15 protein-coding genes are annotated in these 17061 nt (G+C 73.1%); 7 read left to right on the top strand and 8 right to left on the bottom strand.

Translation table 11 applies throughout. The features are described from left to right. Window positions 1-2: 2 nt before the first annotated feature. Window positions 3-2447 carry a UvrD-helicase domain-containing protein gene (locus JOF36_RS07930; RefSeq protein ID WP_210025761.1) on the bottom strand — a complete coding sequence of 815 codons (2445 nt, stop codon included), beginning with the start codon at window positions 2445-2447 and terminating at the stop codon, window positions 3-5. A 314-nt stretch (window positions 2448-2761) separates the two neighbouring features. On the opposite strand from JOF36_RS07930, the gene JOF36_RS07925 reads away from it, so the two are divergent. After that, the gene (locus JOF36_RS07925) at window positions 2762-3055 is read left to right on the top strand and encodes a chorismate mutase (RefSeq protein ID WP_307862743.1); all 294 of its coding nucleotides are present in this window, start codon (window positions 2762-2764) and stop codon (window positions 3053-3055) included. A gap of 324 nt (window positions 3056-3379) precedes the next feature. Further along, window positions 3380-5002 carry a hypothetical protein gene (locus JOF36_RS07920; RefSeq protein WP_210025757.1) on the top strand — a complete coding sequence of 541 codons (1623 nt, stop codon included), beginning with the start codon at window positions 3380-3382 and terminating at the stop codon, window positions 5000-5002. A gap of 77 nt (window positions 5003-5079) precedes the next feature. Here JOF36_RS07920 and JOF36_RS07915 read toward each other — a convergent pair whose 3' ends face one another. Both JOF36_RS07915 and JOF36_RS07910 read right to left on the bottom strand, forming a co-directional pair. Then, on the bottom strand, window positions 5080-5751 hold the full coding sequence (locus tag JOF36_RS07915) for a LuxR C-terminal-related transcriptional regulator (protein ID WP_210025755.1): 672 nt from the start codon (window positions 5749-5751) through the stop codon (window positions 5080-5082). Beyond that, window positions 5748-7199 carry a PspC domain-containing protein gene (locus JOF36_RS07910; protein WP_307862266.1) on the bottom strand — a complete coding sequence of 484 codons (1452 nt, stop codon included), beginning with the start codon at window positions 7197-7199 and terminating at the stop codon, window positions 5748-5750. The genes JOF36_RS07915 and JOF36_RS07910 overlap by 4 nt, the downstream gene beginning before the upstream one ends. 109 nt (window positions 7200-7308) lie before the next feature. On the opposite strand from JOF36_RS07910, the gene JOF36_RS07905 reads away from it, so the two are divergent. Together JOF36_RS07905 and JOF36_RS07900 are read left to right on the top strand one after the other, a co-directional pair. After that, entirely contained in the window at window positions 7309-8586 is a 1278-nt protein-coding gene (locus tag JOF36_RS07905) for a PspC domain-containing protein (protein ID WP_210025751.1), read from the top strand. After that, a complete protein-coding gene (locus JOF36_RS07900) occupies window positions 8579-8788 on the top strand; it encodes a hypothetical protein (RefSeq protein WP_210025749.1) in 210 nt (69 codons plus the stop codon). The genes JOF36_RS07905 and JOF36_RS07900 overlap by 8 nt, the downstream gene beginning before the upstream one ends. 158 nt (window positions 8789-8946) lie before the next feature. On the opposite strand, the gene guaA is transcribed toward JOF36_RS07900, so the two are convergent. Together guaA and JOF36_RS07890 are read right to left on the bottom strand one after the other, a co-directional pair. After that, the gene (gene guaA, locus JOF36_RS07895; protein ID WP_210025747.1) at window positions 8947-10497 is read right to left on the bottom strand and encodes a glutamine-hydrolyzing GMP synthase; all 1551 of its coding nucleotides are present in this window, start codon (window positions 10495-10497) and stop codon (window positions 8947-8949) included. A gap of 55 nt (window positions 10498-10552) precedes the next feature. Beyond that, window positions 10553-11299, bottom strand: a complete 747-nt coding sequence (locus JOF36_RS07890) for a TetR/AcrR family transcriptional regulator (RefSeq protein ID WP_307862265.1) — start codon at window positions 11297-11299, stop codon at window positions 10553-10555. Between the two features lie 81 nt (window positions 11300-11380). Here JOF36_RS07890 and JOF36_RS07885 point away from each other — a divergent pair, with 81 nt between their 5' ends. Together JOF36_RS07885 and JOF36_RS07880 are read left to right on the top strand one after the other, a co-directional pair. Further along, window positions 11381-12436 carry an ABC transporter ATP-binding protein gene (locus JOF36_RS07885; protein WP_210025745.1) on the top strand — a complete coding sequence of 352 codons (1056 nt, stop codon included), beginning with the start codon at window positions 11381-11383 and terminating at the stop codon, window positions 12434-12436. Continuing rightward, a complete protein-coding gene (locus JOF36_RS07880; protein WP_210025743.1) occupies window positions 12436-13224 on the top strand; it encodes an ABC transporter permease in 789 nt (262 codons plus the stop codon). Before JOF36_RS07885 ends, JOF36_RS07880 begins: the two co-directional genes overlap by 1 nt. An 85-nt stretch (window positions 13225-13309) precedes the next feature. Here the strand turns inward: JOF36_RS07880 and JOF36_RS07875 are convergent, their stop codons facing one another. Beyond that, window positions 13310-13744 (bottom strand): substrate-binding domain-containing protein, encoded by a 435-nt coding sequence (locus JOF36_RS07875; RefSeq protein ID WP_210025741.1) that lies wholly within the window; start codon window positions 13742-13744, stop codon window positions 13310-13312. A 98-nt stretch (window positions 13745-13842) separates the two neighbouring features. On the opposite strand from JOF36_RS07875, the gene JOF36_RS07870 reads away from it, so the two are divergent. Next, window positions 13843-14334, top strand: a complete 492-nt coding sequence (locus JOF36_RS07870; protein WP_210025739.1) for an FBP domain-containing protein — start codon at window positions 13843-13845, stop codon at window positions 14332-14334. On the opposite strand, the gene JOF36_RS07865 is transcribed toward JOF36_RS07870, so the two are convergent. Next, window positions 14331-15713 carry an NAD-dependent succinate-semialdehyde dehydrogenase gene (locus JOF36_RS07865; RefSeq protein WP_245350719.1) on the bottom strand — a complete coding sequence of 461 codons (1383 nt, stop codon included), beginning with the start codon at window positions 15711-15713 and terminating at the stop codon, window positions 14331-14333. The two genes, JOF36_RS07870 and JOF36_RS07865, sit on opposite strands and share 4 nt — an antisense overlap. Before the next feature lie 613 nt (window positions 15714-16326). Continuing rightward, window positions 16327-16977: a GntR family transcriptional regulator gene (locus JOF36_RS07860; RefSeq protein WP_210025737.1), complete on the bottom strand. Its 651-nt coding sequence runs from the start codon at window positions 16975-16977 to the stop codon at window positions 16327-16329. Between the last annotated feature and the right edge of the window lie 84 nt (window positions 16978-17061).

The raw sequence follows: 17061 nt of genomic DNA, 5'->3' as shown, positions 1-17061 counted from the left end.
CGCTACAGCTTCTGCATCGGGACGCCGCCGATCAGCATCAGCCGGACGGTCCCGCCGCTGCCGAAGTCGATCGTCACCGTGGCCCGCGGGCCGGCCCCGTCCGCGGCGACCACCGTGCCCAGGCCGTACTTGTCGTGGTTGACCCGGTCGCCGACGTCGAGCTGGAGCGAGGTGTTGTTCAGGCTGCGCTCGGGGACCTTCCAATCCCCCCGATCCGACGCCTGCGGACGCCTGCCGAACCCGAACCGGCCCACCGGCGCGGACGGCCGCTCGGCCACCAGCTGCTCCTCGGTGCGCCGCCACTCGACCAGCTCGTCCGGCACCTCGTCCAGGAACCGCGACGCGGGGTTGGTGCTCGGCTGCCCGAACGCCGACCGGACGATCGCCCGCGACAGGTAGAGCCGCTGCTCGGCCCGGGTGATTCCGACGTAGGCGAGCCGGCGCTCCTCGGCGAGCTCCTTCGGGTCCCCGAGCGTGCGCAGGTGCGGGAAGATCCCGTCCTCCCAGCCGGTCAGGAACACCACCGGGAACTCCAGGCCCTTCGCGGAGTGCAGGGTCATCAGGGTGACCAGGCCGGAGTCGTCGTCCGGGATGGAGTCGGCGTCCGCGACCAGGGCGACCCGCTCCAGGAAGGCGGCGAGCGAGCCGGGCTCCGGAGCGCCGGCGGCGGTGTCGTCGTCGTTGCCCGGACCGTCCGTGGCGTCCTCGGCCGGAGCCGCACCGGAACCGATCGCGGCGGCCCCCGCGTCCGGGTCGGTGCTCAGGGCGGCCAGGTCGGCCACGGCCGCGTCCCCGGCGAACTCGCGGGCCACCGTCACCAGCTCGGCGAGGTTGTCCATCCGGGTGCCGTCCTGCGGGTCCTCGGAGGCCTGCAGCTCGTCGGTGTACCCGGTGCGGGCGTAGACCGCCTCGAGGACCTCGGCGGTGTCGTCGCCGCGGTCGACCAGCTCGCGCAGCTCGTCGAGCATCCGCACGAAACCGGCGATGCTGCGCTGCGACCGCGTGGCCAGCGCCGGAAGCCTCTCCGGCTCCTCGGCGGCGGCGCGCAGCGCCCGGGCGAACGAGGTGCGCTCGCGCTCGGCGTACTCGGCGACGACCGCCTCGGCCCGGTCGCCGATCCCGCGCTTGGGCACGTTCAGGATGCGGCGCAGGCTGACCGTGTCCTCCGGGTTCGACAGCACCCGCAGGTAGGCCAGGGCGTCGCGGATCTCCCGGCGCTCGTAGAACCGGACACCGCCGACGACCCGGTAGGGCAGCCCCACCCGGAGGAAGACGTCCTCGAAGACCCGGGACTGGTTGTTGGTCCGGTAGAAGACGGCGATGTCGGAGTTGCGGCACTCCCCCGAGTCGACCAGCCGGTCGATCTCCTTCGCGATGAAGGACGCCTCGTCGTGCTCGTTGTCCGCGACGTAGCCGACGACCTTCTCGCCGTCACCCGCGTCGGACCACAGCCGCTTGTCCCGGCGCTCCGTGTTGCGGGCGATCACCGCGTTGGCCGCGGACAGGACGGTCTGGGTGGAGCGGTAGTTCTGCTCCAGCAGGATCGTCCGGGAGTCCGGGAAGTCCTGCTCGAACTCGACGATGTTGCGGATGTTCGCGCCGCGGAAGGCGTAGATCGACTGGTCGGAGTCGCCGACCACGCACAGCTCGGCGGGGGCGGCCCGCTCGGTCGCGGGCAGCACCAGCTGGCGGACCAGCTCGTACTGGGCGTGGTTGGTGTCCTGGTACTCGTCGACGAGCACGTGCCGGAACCGGCGGCGGTAGTACTCGGCCACGGCGGGCAGCCGCTGCAGCAGCGAGACCGTCTCCATGATCAGGTCGTCGAAGTCGAACGCGTTCGCCTGGCGCAGGCGGGACTGGTAGACGCCGTAGACCTCGGCGATGCGGCGCTCGTGGTCGGTACCGGCGCGATCGGCCGCGTCGTCCGGTGAGATCAGCTCGTTCTTGAGGTTCGAGATCTGCGCCGCCAGCGCGCGCGGGGCGAACTTCTTCGGGTCGAGATCCAGATCGCGCCCGACGATGCCGGTCAGGCGGCGGGAGTCGTCCGCGTCGTACACCGAGAACGCGCTGCGCACCCCCAGGTGCTTGGCCTCCCGGCGCAGGATCCGCACGCACATGGAGTGGAAGGTCGACACCCACATCGGCCCGGACCGGCGGCCGACCAGCGCGTCGACCCGCTCCTTCATCTCGGCCGCGGCCTTGTTCGTGAAGGTGATCGACATGATCTCGCCGGGGTGCACCCCGCGCTCGGCGAGCAGCCAGCCGATCCGGTGCGTGAGCACCCGGGTCTTGCCCGATCCCGCCCCCGCGACGATGAGCAGCGGGGAACCCGCGTGGGTCACGGCCTCCCGCTGACGGTCGTTCAGACCCTCGAGCAGCTGACGGCCGCGCGAGGTCCTGGGCTCGGGGACCGAGCTCGTTCCGGGGAGTTCGAACAGCGCACTCATCGTGTCGAACACGGTACGCGGGGGGTCCGACACCTCCGCCCCGGCGGGTGGAACGACGGCGACGGGCCACACCGCGTCGTCTACACTCGCCCACGTGCACAGCATCGGGCGATTTCGCCACGGGTTCCGGGATCCGGCACCCGCTGCGCACGCTGTCTGAGCACAGAGCACAGAGCACCCAGCACGCCCCGGAGTCCGAGGACCCGGGGCGTTCGCACGTCCTCGGTCCACCTGCACCGGCGCACGACCGAGACGAGGAGACCACCACCGTGAGTGAACCCGCTGTCGACACCGCACCGACCACCGGCGACTCCGTGCCCACCGTCGCCGACGGCGAGAGCAGCGCAGGCGGAACGAGCGCCAGTACCGAGATCGACGAGCTCCGTCAGGAGATCGACCGGCTCGACGCCGAGATCCTGGACGCGATCCTGCGCCGGACCGAGGTGTCGAAACGGATCGGCGCCGCACGGATGGCCGCCGGCGGCCCACGCATCGTCTACAGCCGCGAGATGGCGGTGCTCGACCGGTTCGCCGCACTCGGGTCGGAGGGCCGCGAGCTCGCGATGATGCTCCTCCGACTCGGCCGCGGACGTCTCGGCGGCCGCTGAGCACCGCGCGGGACGCAGCTGAACCGGCTGCCGCGCACCGTGACCACCGGAAGTACGGCGACCGCTCGGCGATTCGACCGGCGCTCGCAGACGGTGACCGGACCCGCACGGGCCGGATGTCCGACCTGGGACTTTCGCCCCGCCGCGGCCACAGAGGGGTTGCCTCACCGGTCAACGAGCAGGGCGAGCGGTCGGATACGCCCGTTGAACGGATGTCACCGTATCGGGTGACGCGCGACGAGCGGAGGGTGATCGCTTGGGGATCGACGACCCTTCGGGTAGACCTTTCCTGGTCGAGACGACCCTGAAGGAGGACGTGCGGCTGTGACCGACACTCCCACCGGCGCCCAGCTCCCCGGCTCCCCCGGCGCCACCGGGCCCGGTGAACTGGTGAGCGTCGCCGAGCTGCTCGCCCGCCACGCCGCCGGCCCGCGCGACGCCCGCCACGGCGCCGGTCCGATGACCGGCCCACTGCTGTCCGTCGGCGACCTGCTGCGCCGCGAGGGCCGCACACCGGTCACGACCGACGTGCCCGCCTCCGGTGCACCGGGCAACTGGCCGGACATCGCCCTGCCGCAGCCGCGTCCCCGGGCCGATGCCCCTGGTGCCCAGGAGTGGCCGGCCCGGCCGACCTCCGGGCGTCGACGGGCCGGTGCCGTCGCCGGTGCGCTGGTGGCCGCGGGCTCGGTGCTCGGCGCCGCCATCTACAACGGAGCGACCTCGCACGACTCCGAGGCCCAGGCCGCCGCCGACGGGCTGTTCCCCGGCATCGGCCTGCCCGCCGCCGCGGACCTGCCGGAGTCCCTCCCGGGCCAGTACCTGCCGGCGAACGTCGCTCTCGCATCCCCGCTCCCGGCCCTGCCGGACGTGCCTGCCGTGCCGGCCCTGCCGGTGACCGCGCCCGGCGCGACCGACTGGATGAACGTCGCGTTCCCGCAGCAGCCGCAGGAGTCCGCGGCCGCGGGCACCCTGCGACAGGTCTCGACGGGCACCGGTTCCGGTGCGGCCGCCGCGATCCCCGCACAGCGCATCCCGGCGGTGCCGGGGCCGTCCACCACGGGGCCGTCCACCGGCTCGTCGGCGCCGTCCGTGGCCGAGCTCACCGGGCCGTCCTCCGCCGGGACCGGCGCCACCGGTACCGGCTCCCCGCTGGGAGGCCTCGGGGTCGTTCAGGCCCTCAACAACCCGGACCGGGCACCCGCCGGCAACCTCGCCGACCCGCTCACCGCGCCCGCGCCTGCCGCCTCGGACGACCGCACCGGCGAGGTCGGTACCAGCACGGGTCCGCTCCAGGACGTCACCGAGACCGCCCGGCCGCTCGGTACCACCGTGGCCCGGGTCGCCTCGCCGGTCGCGGACGCCACCGCTCCGGTCGGCGAGACGGTCGGCGGGGTGCTCACCCCGGTCACCACCGCCGTCTCCCCGGTGACCGACGGGGTCAAGCCGTTGACCCGTCCCCTCACCGACACCCTCGAGCCGGTCACGACGCCCGTGCTCGGCGCGCTGTCCCCGGTCACCGAGCCGGTGCTCGGCGCGACGGAGCCGCTGACCGGGCCGATCCTGGAGGCCGCGGAGCCCATCACCGGGCTGCTCGACACCTCGGCCAAGGAGAAGCCGGCGACGTCCGACGACGACTCGTCGAGCTCCGAGGCCTCGGAGGCCTCCTCCGACCAGCCGTTGGACACCGTCACGAAGCCGCTCGGGAAGACGCTGAACACCGTCACCGAGCCGGTCGGCGGAACGGTGTCGAAGGTGACCGAGCCGGTCGGCGGGTTGCTCGGCGGCGTCACGAAGGGTGCCGGGAACCTGCTGGGCGGTGGCGACAGCCGCTCCGACAACAGCAGCAGCGGTGGCGGCGACAGCAGTAGCAGCAGCAGCAGTGCCGGCGACGACAGCGGCAGCGAGAGCGACGGCGGCGGCAGCAGCAGCAGCAGCGACGACAGCTGAGTCGCCCGCACCACGAACCGGCGCCGGCCCGGACCCGATCACGGGTCCGGGCCGGCGCCGTTCGGAGTTGCCGGGCCCTACACGAGCCGCCGGTCGGAAGCCCAGCGGGACAGCTCGTGCCGGTTCGAGGTCTGTGTCTTGCGCAGCACGCTCGACACGTGCGTCTCCACGGTCTTCACCGAGATGAACAGCTCCCCGGCGATCTCCTTGTAGGCGTAGCCGCGGGCGAGCAACCGCAGCACGTCCCGCTCCCGCTTGGTCAGCTGGTCCACCTCCGGGTCCACCGGCGGCGCGGCGCCCGGACGGTCGGAGAAGGCGTCGAGCACGAACCCGGCCAGGCGCGGCGAGAACACCGCGTCCCCCACCTTCACCCGGCGCACCGCGTCCGACAGGTCCCGGCCCGAGATGGTCTTCGTGACGTAGCCGCGGGCGCCGGATCTGATGACGCTGATGACGTCCTCGGCGGCGTCGGAGACCGACAGCGCCAGGAAGACCGACTCGGTGCCCGCCGCCCGTGCGCGGCGCAGGATCTCCGCGCCGCCCCCGCCGGGCAGGTGCACGTCCAGCAGCACGACGTCCGGAGCCAGGTGCCCGACGCCGGCGACCGCTTCGTCCACCGAGCCGGCCTCGCCGATCACCTCGACGACCGGTGTCCGCCCGTCACCGCGGTCCAGTTCGGCGCGCACACCGGACCGGAACAACGCGTGGTCGTCGACCAGGTAGACCCGGATCGTCGCCTCGTCGGTCATGTCGTCTCCCCCTGCGCCAGCGGCATCGACAACCGCACCTCCGTACCCTCGCCCGCATTCGTGCGGATCCGGACCGTACCGCCGTGCCGCCGCATCCGGGCGTGGATCGAGTCGGCGATACCGTGCCGGTCACCGTCGACCGCGTCCGGGTCGAAGCCACGGCCGCGGTCACGGACGAACACCTCCGCCGTCCCGGGCCCCTCGTCGGATGCCCCCTCCACCTCCACGTAGACGTCCACCTCGGACGTCCCGGAGTGCTTGGCCGAGTTGACCATCGCCTCCCGTGCCGCCAGCACCAGGGCGCGCAGGTCGGCGTCGAGCTCGGCGTCGCCGACCAGCACCGGACCGACCGCGACGGCGTAGGTGTCCTCCACCTCCCCGGCGACCCGGGTGACGGCCGCGGACAACGTCGTCTCGGTCGTGGACCCGTGCCCGTCGCCGCCGCGCGCCCGCCCGTCGGGGCCGTACAGCCAGGCCCGCAGCTCGCGTTCCTGGCCGCGGGCCAGCCGCTGCACCTCGCGGGTGTCGCCCGCCTGGCGCTGGATCAGCGCGAGAGTCTGCAACACCGAGTCGTGCAGGTGCGCGGCGACCTCCATCCGATCCGCCTCGACCGCACGGGCCCGCCGCTCCTCGCCGAGGTCGCGGACCAGCCGCATCCACCACGGCACGGTCAGCACCACGACACCGAGCAGCGTCGCGAGCGCGGCCAGGATCCCGAACCGGACCTGCCCGAGGTCGAGCTGCCCGAGCAGGAACACCGCCAGCCCGGTCATGACCAGCGCGGCACCGAGGAACGTCCGCAGCAGGGCCGCCCGGCCACCGATGACGCGGGAGCGGGCGTCCCGGGCCCACCGGCGGCGCTGCGCCTCGTCCGCCTCCCGCCAGACGACCGCGGCACCCACCGTCGCCAGGCCCAGCGGCCCCGCAACCCAGCCGAGCACCGTCGAGCCGGAGGTGGCCGCGACGAGCGACAACCCGAGGCCGATGGCGAGCAGACCGGCCGCCTGCAGGCGCTCGGAGCGCGTCACCGTGCGCTCGACCCCGGTGTCGTCCTCCTGCCGGAGGAACACCCACAGCAGGCCGTAGGCCAGGACGCCTGCCCAGCCGAGGAACGTCAGGAGGACGAACGCCGCCCGCACCCACCGGACGTCGACGCCCAGGTGGTCGGCCACACCGCCCCCGACACCGCCGAGCAGCCGGCCGGAGCGGCGCCGGGTGAGCGGGGCACGGACCGCGGCCGCGGGGGCCGGGCGGCCGCCGGGCGGCGGGGAGGCCGCGACCGGGGCGCCGCCCGGACCGGGACGGTCGTCGTGGCGGGACGGGACCGTGGCGTCCGGGTCGCCGGCATCCTCCGCGCGCAGCGGGACCGTCGTCGCACCGGCGTCGTCCGGCACGGCCACCGGCGCGTCGGGCGGTACACCGTGCGTGGACGGATGTGGACTCTTCACGACTCCATGGTCACACGACCGGCGGCCGTCCCCCTCCGGTTCTCTTCCGGGGTCGTCTCGGGGTTGTCCCCGAGACGGCGGGGCGGCTCGGCGGGGCAGGCTCATCCCCATGAACGGAACGCGGGCGCCGGATCCGGGGACACAGCGGACGGGAGTGCAGGGCATGGACACCCTGCGGGACATGTGGGACTCCCGGCCGGTGCGGCCGCGTGACGACCGGAAGCTCGCCGGCGTCGCCGCCGCCGTCGCCCGCCGCTACGAGCTGGACCCGACGCTGGTGCGGGTCGGTTTCGTCGTCGCCGCGATCACCGGCCCGGGCCTGCCGCTCTACCTGGCGGGCTGCGCCGTGCTGCCGGACGCCGGCCCGCCCGGTGCCCCGCCGCCGGCGCGGACGGGATCGGCGTCGGCGCTGTCGATCGCCCTGCTGACGGTCGCGGCGCTGCTGGCGATCCCGATGGTGACGGCGGCCGACCGGCTGGTCGCGACCGGGGTGACGGTGGGCCTGCTCGTCGCGCTGCACCTCACCCGCGGGTCGCGGCCCGGCAGTCGGGACGCGGCCGTCGCGCCCACCCCGGCGGTGCCGTGGATCGCATCGGACGGGACGGTGCAGACCCCGGCTCCGGCCCAGGCGCAGGTCCGGGCCCAGGCGGAACCCGCCCGGACACCCCCGGCGTGGGACCCGCTCGGGGTCGCGCCGTTCGCCTGGGACCTGCCCGAACCCGGACCCGAACCGGCGACGCCCGCACCGCCGCGCTCGAAGCTGACACCGGTGACGCTCGCGGTCGCGCTCGTCGTCGCCGGCATGGTGGGCGTCGTCGCGCTGGCCGCGCCGGGAGTGCTGCCGGCGTCCTCGGTACCGGGAGCGGCGCTGGCCGTGGTCGGGATCGGGCTGCTGATCGGCGCGTTCCAGCGGGCCGGGCGCTGGCTGATCCCGTTCGCGGTGGTACTGGCGCTGGTGACCGGGATGACGTCGCTGGCCAACGACGCGCTGGGACCGGACGGCTGGGCGGTACGCGGCGGGTTCGGCCCGATCGAGGCCGCTCCGGCGACGGCGGCACAGCTGGCGCCGGAGTACCGGCGGGGCACCGGGGCGATCGACCTGGACCTGACCCGGATCGACCTGGCAACGGGTCCCGGCGCCGAGGGCCCCGTCCGCACCCGGGCCGAGGTGGGCGCCGGTGCGATCTCCGTCCGCGTACCGGAGAACGCCGACCTCGTGGTCCGCGGATCGGCCGGGTTCGGCGACGTGGCGGTCGACGGCCAGTCCCGGGCCGGGCAGGACGCGAGCCTGATGGTCACCGATCCCGGGCCGGACGGGCCCGGTGGGCGGGTCCTGGAACTGGACCTGCGGGCCGAGATGGGAGCAGTGGAGGTGCAGCGTGGCTGACTACCCGCAGAAGCGTCGTCCGGACGTCGTCGCGCTGGTGGCGGGGATCCTGTCCCTGCTGGTCGCGGCGGCCGGAATCACCGGGACCGGGCCGTGGGAGGTCGTCGACATCCGCTGGTTGCTCGCCGGCACGGCCGTCGTCGCCGGGATCGTGTTCCTCGTCGCGAGTGTGCGTAACTCCCGGGCGAGTACGGACGACTAACAAGCAACACGGGCGTCGGCGAGCTGGGGAGCGTCGCCGACACCCGCGCCGCCCGCGTGGTCGCGCCCCTGACGGGGGTCGGGAGCGCAGGACCCGGGCGGAACGGGGCGGGGCCGGTTCGACCGGCCCCGCCCCGCTTTTCGTTCACCTCGTCGTCGTCACTCCCACTCGATGGTGCCCGGCGGCTTGCTCGTCACGTCGAGCACGACCCGGTTGACCTCGGCCACCTCGTTCGTGACCCGGGTGGAGATCCGCTCCAGCACCTCGTACGGCAACCGGGTCCAGTCCGCGGTCATCGCGTCCTCACTGGAGACCGGGCGCAGCACGATCGGGTGCCCGTAGGTGCGGCCGTCGCCCTGGACCCCGACGCTCCGCACGTCCGCGAGCAGGACGACCGGGCACTGCCAGATCTCGTGGTCCAGGCCGGCCGCGGTCAGTTCCTCGCGGGCGATCGCGTCGGCGGCCCGCAGCGTCTCCAGCCGGTCGTGGGTGACCTCGCCGATGATCCGGATGCCGAGTCCGGGGCCCGGGAACGGCTGCCGGCGCACGATCACCTCGGGCAGCCGGAGCTCGGCGCCGACCGTGCGGACCTCGTCCTTGAACAGCGAGCGCAGCGGCTCGACCAGGGCGAACTCGATGTCGTCGGGCAGGCCGCCCACGTTGTGGTGGCTCTTGATCGTGGCGGTGCCGTCGCCGCCGCCGGATTCCACGACGTCGGGGTAGAGCGTGCCCTGGACCAGGAAGCCGACGTGGTGGTCGGCCACGACCTCCGCCGTCGCCGCCTCGAAGACCCGGATGAACTCCCGGCCGATGATCTTGCGCTTCTCCTCGGGGTCGGTGACCCCGGCCAGCGCGTCGAGGAACCGGTCGGCGGCGTCGACGGTGTGCAGCTTCGCGCCGGTCGCGGCGACGAAGTCCTTCTCCACCTGCTCGCGCTCCCCGGCCCGCAGCAGCCCGTGGTCGACGAACACACAGGTCAGCCGGTCCCCGATGGCCCGCTGCACGAGCGCGGCGGCGACCGCGGAGTCGACCCCGCCGGACAGCCCGCAGATGGCGTGGCCGTCGCCGACCTGGGCCCGGATCGCCTCGACGGTCTCGTCGATGATCGACGCCGTCGTCCAGCCCGGGGTGATGCCCGCGACGTCGTGCAGGAACCGCCGCAGCACCTCCTGCCCGTGCGGGGAGTGGCCGACCTCCGGGTGGTACTGGACGCCGGCGAGGCGGCGGCCGGTGTCCTCGAACGCCGCGACCGCGACCCGGTCCGACGACGCGGTCACCGTGAACCCCTGCGGCGCGGCGGTCACCGAGTCGCCGTGGCTCATCCAGACCGGGTGCCGCGCCGGGAGACCGTCGTGCAGCGTGCCGGGGGTACCGGACAGCGCGATCTCGGTACGGCCGTACTCACGGGTGCCGTCGGGCGAGACCTCGCCGCCGAGCGCGCGGGCCATCGCCTGGAAGCCGTAGCACATGCCGAAGACCGGGATGCCGGTCTCGAACAGGGCCGGGTCGACGGCCGGGGCGCCCTCGGCGTACACGCTCGCCGGGCCGCCGGAGAGGACGACCGCGGCCGGTTCACGGCGGACGATCTCGGACACGGGCGTCGACGCCGGGACGATCTCGGAGTACACGTCCGCTTCGCGCACCCGGCGGGCGATGAGCTGCGCGTACTGGGCGCCGTAGTCCACGACGAGGACGGTCGGGGTCTGCACGCGTCCAGGGTAACGACGCGACACAGCTCACTGCGTCTCGACCGGCGGAGCGGCGTCACGCTTCGGCGGCCAGGCGCTCGATCCCGTCGAGGAGCAGGCCCAGGCCGAACTCCCAGTCGCCGCCGGGGTTCTCGTCGTCGAACCCACCGGCGTTCCAGAGCGTCAGCATGGTCGGGAACCGCTCCTCGCTGAAGTGGGTGCCCCAGAACCCCGCGCGGGCCGAGTAGTAGTCGTCCTGGGTGACACCGGTCCGGGACGCCTGCGACGTGTCGGTGATCGCCGCACGGGCGGCACCGAACACGTGCGACTCGATCAGCCCGGCCGACCGGACAACGGTCGCCGGGGCGAGCCCGGTCAGGAGCACGGCGCGGTACAGGTCCTCCTGGACATCGAGCACGTGCGGGCCCAGCGGCATCCGCCAGAGGTTCGAGCTGATCATCCACGGGTGCTCGCGGTACATCCGCCAGGCCTCGTGCGCGTGGGACTCCGCCTGCGCACGCCACGGCAGGCCGGCGTCCGGCAGTGTGCGGGTCGCCCAGGCGCGGTCGACCATCAGCTCGAACAGCTCGTCACGGCCGGGAACGTAGGTGTAGAGGCTCATCGCGCCGACGCCGAGCTCCTGGGCGACCTTGCGCATCGACAGCTCATCGACCGAGCGGGCCGCGACCGCCATGCCCGCCTCGACGACCCGGTCGAGCGTCAGCCGCTGGCGTGGCCCGCGGCGCGGGGGCGGCGGCGGGTCCCAGAGCAGCTCGATCATCGCCTGCCCCTCGGGGGTGCCCCACTGCTCCTGTTCGGTCACGAAATCTCCTCGCACTTTCTTTTCGTACGGCGTACTGTATCGCCTCGCCACTCGGTACGGCGTACGGCGATAGGAACCTTGTTGATCCACACCGAATCACTGACCCGGCACTTCCGGGTCGGGAGCGAGACCGTCGAGGCGGTGCGGGGCGTCGACCTCGACGTCGCCGAAGGCGAGCTGGTCGCCTTCCTCGGCCCCAACGGCGCGGGGAAGTCGACGACGCTGCGGATGCTCACCAGCCTGCTGCCGCCCAGCTCCGGGCGCGCCGAGGTCGCGGGCCTGGACGTCGCCCGGCACCCGGCCGAGGTGCGGAGGCGGATCGGCTACATCGGCCAGAAGGACGGTGCGGGGCACAACTACCGGGTCCGCGACGAGCTGCTCATGCAGGGCCGCTTCTACGGCCTGTCCCGGGCCGAGACGGCCGCGAGCACCGATCGGCTGCTGCGCACGCTGGACCTGGAGAAGCTGGGAATGCGCAAGGTCAGCACGCTGTCCGGCGGGCAGAAGCGCCGCCTGGACATCGCACTCGGCCTGATCCACTCGCCGCGGCTGCTGTTCCTGGACGAGCCCTCGACCGGGATGGACCCGCAGAACCGGGCGAACCTGTGGGACCACATCCTGCGGATCCGCGCCGAGCACGGCACGACGATCGTGCTGACCACCCACTACCTCGACGAGGCCGACGCGATGGCCGAACGGGTGGTGATCATCGATCACGGGCTGGTGATCGCCGACGACACCGCGGAGCGGCTCAAGCACGACCAGGCGGGCGACCGGCTGACCGTGACGGTCCGCACCGCGGACGTCCCGGCGGCGCGCGCGGTGCTCGCCGGGGCAACCACCCCGGCGCTCGCCCCCGCCGGGCCACCGGCGACCCCCGGTGGCGCGGAGCCGGGCCCCGCCGGGGCGTGGCGGGACACCGGGCGCCGCGCGGACGAGTCCGTCGGCGAACGGGTCGTCCCGGACGGCCGAGCACTCACCATCGTCGTCGACGGCGCCACGCACGCCCTGCCCCGGATCCTCGGCCGGCTGCGCGACGCCGACGTCGACGTCCTGGCCGCCGAGCCGCGGCGGCCCACGCTCGACGACGTCTTCCTGAACCTGACCGGTCGCAGCCTGCGCGAGGGAGAGGCCTGATGAGTATCGCCGTGCCCCGGGCCACCGGCGTCCTCACCGACATCCGCAACGTGTGGTGGCGGGAAACCCTGACGATCGTCCGGGACCCGTTCTCGTTGATCTTCAGCCTGCTCCAGCCACTGGTGTTCCTGGGCCTGTTCGGACCGCTGCTGTCCGGTCTCGCGGGCGACGGCGCCATGTTCGGCGGATCGTCGCTGCAGTGGTTCCTGCCCGGCGTGATCGTCATGATCACGATGTTCGGGACGTCGATGACCGGCGCGAACCTGCAGTTCGAGATCATGACCGGGGCCTTCGAGCGGATGCTTGCGACACCGCTGTCCCGGTCCTCGCTGATGGCCGGGCGGGCGCTCAAGGAGCTGACGCCGCTGGTCGTGCAGGCCGCGATCGTCACGCTGATCGCGGTCCCGTTCGGCTTCGCGCTGTACCCGCTGCACGTCGTGGTCGGGCTGGTGCTGCTCGGCGTCTTCGGGGTCGGGGTCGGGGCGCTGTCCTACGCGCTCGCGATCGCGGCCCGGAGGACCGAGTGGATCTTCTGGGCGGTGCAGCAGGCGCTCCTGTTCCCGCTGCTGATCCTCTCCGGGATGATGCTGCCGCTGGAGACCGGACCGGAGTGGATGCAGATCGCCTCGCTGGTGAACCCGCTGACCTACATCGTGGACGCGGAGCGGGCGCTGTTCGCGGGGAGCTTCGCCGATCCCGCGGTGCTCGGGGGCTTCGTCGCCGCAGTGGTGACGGCGGCGGTCGGGCTGACCGTCGGCGTCCGCGCGATCCGCGGGGCCACGATCTGAGCACCGGCCGGTGATCGACGGTCGTGGAGTGTTGCGTCCGGCTGGCGAACGCTCCACTCCACGACCGGTGATCACCGGCCTCGGCTCAGCCCTCGTGCCGGCCGCGGGAGCGCAGCGGCGGGGGCTGCACCGCGCCGAGCAGGGCCCGCAGGTCCGCGCTGGTCTCGGCGCGCCGCCCCAGATCGACGGCGACGACCGGGGCGATCTCCCGCAACCGGCCCAGCAGCCTCGGGTCGGCCAGGTCGTACCCGCCGTCCGCGCAGCCGGTGACGACGACGTCCGGGCGGACCGCCGCGACCGCCGCCGGGTCCGGGGCGCGCTCGTCACCCACCTGTTCGACGCCGTCCAGGGTCCCGGCGACGCCGACCAGCCGGGCTCCCAGCTCGAGCAGCAGCGCCCCGACGGTCGCGTCGGTGGCGACCACCTGCCGCACCGGCCCGCGCAGCGGTACCGGGGTGCCGGTCGCATCCACGAACGCGCGGCCCCCGCCCATCGCGCCTGCGGCCGTCGGTCGGCTCATGGCGGCCGCTCCTCTCGTGACGTCGGTGTCGACGACCGAACCTACCCGCACGGAATCCGGTGGACCGCCACACGACGCGGCGCCTAGCCTGCCCCGACGTGACCAGCTCGACCGAGATCCGGATCCGCCGCAGCATGAGCAACTGCTCACGCGGCGAGGCGGCCCGCATGACAGTCCCGACGTGGGTCCGCGAACTCGACCCGGACGGGCTCGAGGACGTGCACGGCTGGCGGGACCCGAAGGCCCCGGGCCGGGGCGTGCTGCTGGTGCCCACCGAGGACGGCCCCGTGGGGGTTCTGCTGCGGGCCTCGGCCGGCGGCACCCGGGCCGCCGCGATGTGCGCGCTCTGCCGCACCACGCACACCGTCGGCGGGGTGGCGCTGTTCGCCGCGGCCCGCCGGGGTGCGGCCGGGCGCCAGGGCGACACCGTGGGCACCTACATCTGTGCCGACCTGGCCTGCGTGCAGCACGTCGGCGCGGTGCCGACGCCCGCGGTGCGCCCGACCCCCGGCGTCACCGTCGACGAGCGCCGAGCGGGTCTGCGGGAGCGGGCGGCCGGCTTCCTCGCGACGGTCACCGGATCCGGCTAGCCCTTCGACCTGGCGGTCCGGCGCAGCCGGGTGTTGACGAACTCGCCCATTCCCCATCGGCCGAGTTCACGGCCGAAGCCGGACCGCTTGACGCCGCCGAAGGGCAGGCCGGGAAGCGTGGTGCCGTGCTCGTTGACGTAGGCCATGCCCACCTCGAGCCGGTCGGCGACCTCCTGGGCACGGTCGATGTCGCTGCCCCACACCGATCCGCTGAGCCCGAAGCTCACGTCGTTGGCGAGCGTGACGGCGTCGTCGACCGAGTCGACGCCGTAGACCACGGCGACCGGTCCGAAGATCTCCTCGGAGTAGGCGTCCATGTCCTTGGTGACCCCGGTCAGCACGGCCGGGCGGATGAAGGCCCCGTCGCCGCTCATCGCGTCGCCCCCGGTGTGGAGGGTGGCGCCCTGCTGGACGGCGCGCTCGACCTGCGCGACCACCCCGTCCCGGGCACGGACCGACGACAGCGGGCCGACCTGCGTGCCCGGATCCGTGGGGTCTCCCACCTGGGCGGACTCGAACGTCCGGACGAGGACCGAGACGAAGTCGTCGACCTTGTCCTTCGGCACGATCATCCGCTTCGGGGAGTTGCAGGCCTGGCCGGCGTTCATCAGACGGGCCTTGGCGGCGACCGTGGCGGTCCGCTCGAGGTCACCGTCGTCGAGAACGATCATGGGGTCGGAACCGCCGAGCTCCAGGACCGCCTTCTTCAGGTTCCGGCCGGCGGTCTCGGCCACCGAGGAGCCGGCGCGCTCGCTACCGGTCAGTGAAATCCCCTGCACACGCGGATCCGCGATCATGTCGGCGATCTGCTCGTTGGTCGCGAACACGTTGATGTAGGCGTCCTCCGGCACACCGGCGGCATGGAAGATCTCCGCCATGACCTGCGAGGAAGCCGCGCAGATCGGGGCGTGCTTCAGGATGATCGTGTTGCCCACCATGAGGTTGGGTGCGGCGAACCGGGCCACCTGGTAGTAGGGGAAGTTCCACGGCATCACCCCGATCAGCGAGCCGATCGCCTCGGTCTCGACCAGGGACTCCTGCGCCCCCTGCGGATCGAGCACTTCCTGCTTCAGCAGATCCGGTCCGTGCTCGGCGTACCAGCGGTAGATCGCGCCGGCGAGCTTGACCTCGCCGGCGGCCTCCTTCATCGGCTTGCCCATCTCGGTCGCGATCAGCGTGGCCAGCTCGTCCCGGCGGGACTCGTAGGCGTCGGCGACCCGGGTGAGGATCTCTGCACGCTCGCTCACCGGCGTCCCGCGCCAGCCGGCGTAGGCGCCGTGCGAACGGTTCAGGACGTCGGTGACCCCTGCGTCGTCGAGCTCGGGGAACTCCTTCTCGGTCCGGCCGGTCGCCGGGTTCGACGTCACGTAGGCAGACATGGACACGTTCCTCTCCTGTCGCGGGCACAGGTCTCCGCCGCTGTTCCGGGTGGCTCCGGCCGGGGCGGAGCATCCTGCCCGCGCCCCGGAACGCGTCGCGCACGCCGGCGACGCTCCTGACGACGGGTTGCCCGACCCGACGGTCGGCAAACGTCGGCCATGGGCCGATGTGGATCTTCTGGGCGGTGCAGCGGTTCATCCCGCGCACCTGTTCGGCCCGCGAGGCAGCGGACACCGCCAGCATGCGTCCGCCCCGGCACGGGCGAACACCCGGACGGTCAGGTCCGCAAGTTCAGCCCGACCCGCTGGAACTCCTTCAGAGATCTGACGTAGGAAAGCGTAGCGCTGAGTCGGATTCCCAATGGTCAGAAGGCCAGTGATGTCCGCCCCGTCCTCTCCCGACGCAGCGAGTCCGAAGCAGTGTGCGACCGCACTGCGACCGCAGCGAGGACGTCCACAGGACACGAGGGGCCCCAACCTGATCCGCTCAGGCACCCCAGGACAGCGACTGCAACGCCGATCCGGGGGCCCAGACCGACGAGGTTCGCGCCCTGGCCGACGGTGCGGGCGGTGAAGGCCGGTGATTGGCACCTACGGCATTCGCTCTGTGCGGTCAGCCGTCTTTGTGGGCTTTGTACCCGAAGGTTATGTGCTGGTGCATGACCTCGTAGGCGTGGTCCGGGCCGACCCGCATCGCGTCAGTCAGCTCGTAGTGCTCGGCCAGCAGACGTCCGGCATCGTCGGCGAGCTTGTGGAACTGCTCGAAGATCTGCAGCGCCTTGGCGCGGTCCCACACGCTGTCGAACATCTCGACCAAAATCGGATTCGCAGAGGCCTCGACGACAGACCGGTGGATCATGCGGTTCAGGTGGTATGTCTCGGCTGCGCTGTGCGCCCCGCCCTTGACGGCGTCCTCGATCGCCTGCTCGACGATGCGGACCGCCGGCTCACCGAGTTCGGCCACCCGCCTCGCGGAGAAGGCCTCGACCGCGATTCGGGACTCGTAGAGGTGCTCCAGGTCGGCGTCGGCGATGGCGCGCACCGTGTAGCCCTTGCGGCCGGTCGGCTCGACCAGACCCTCTCGTTCCAGGCGGCGCAGCGCGTCTCGCACCGGGGTGCGGCTGATCTCCAGCCGTTCGGCCAGGACGTCCATGACCAGGCGTGATCCCGGGGGGAGGTCACCGGCGAGCATCGCCTCGCTGATGCGGCGGTAGGCCTCGTCGGCCACGGGAGTCCCCCCGCGTCCGATGGGCTGGAGCACCATGCCACGACCTCCACGTCCGTCGTCCGTCGTCACCGGTCGCAGGTCCTGCGCCGGCGCGGGCCGACCTCGGCGCCGCTGCGGACG

The sequence above is a fragment of the Pseudonocardia parietis genome, from assembly GCF_017876315.1.
GTDB lineage: Bacteria > Actinomycetota > Actinomycetes > Mycobacteriales > Pseudonocardiaceae > Pseudonocardia > Pseudonocardia parietis.
The sequence above is the reverse complement of the archived record's forward strand: the minus strand, read 5'-3'. Positions and strand labels throughout refer to the sequence as shown.

Bases quoted from the DNA above. Each gene is read 5' to 3' on its own strand.
- JOF36_RS07930 (WP_210025761.1), bottom strand. From the start codon at position 2,447: ATGAGTGCGCTGTTCGAACTCCCCGGAACGAGCTCGGTCCCCGAGCCC.
- JOF36_RS07875 (WP_210025741.1), bottom strand. From the start codon at position 13,744: ATGAGCCGACCGACGGCCGCAGGCGCGATGGGCGGGGGCCGCGCGTTC.
- JOF36_RS07905 (WP_210025751.1), top strand. From the start codon at position 7,309: ATGAACGGAACGCGGGCGCCGGATCCGGGGACACAGCGGACGGGAGTG.
- JOF36_RS07860 (WP_210025737.1), bottom strand. From the start codon at position 16,977: ATGGTGCTCCAGCCCATCGGACGCGGGGGGACTCCCGTGGCCGACGAG.
- JOF36_RS07915 (WP_210025755.1), bottom strand. From the start codon at position 5,751: ATGACCGACGAGGCGACGATCCGGGTCTACCTGGTCGACGACCACGCG.
- JOF36_RS07865 (WP_245350719.1), bottom strand. From the start codon at position 15,713: ATGTCTGCCTACGTGACGTCGAACCCGGCGACCGGCCGGACCGAGAAG.
- JOF36_RS07880 (WP_210025743.1), top strand. From the start codon at position 12,436: ATGAGTATCGCCGTGCCCCGGGCCACCGGCGTCCTCACCGACATCCGC.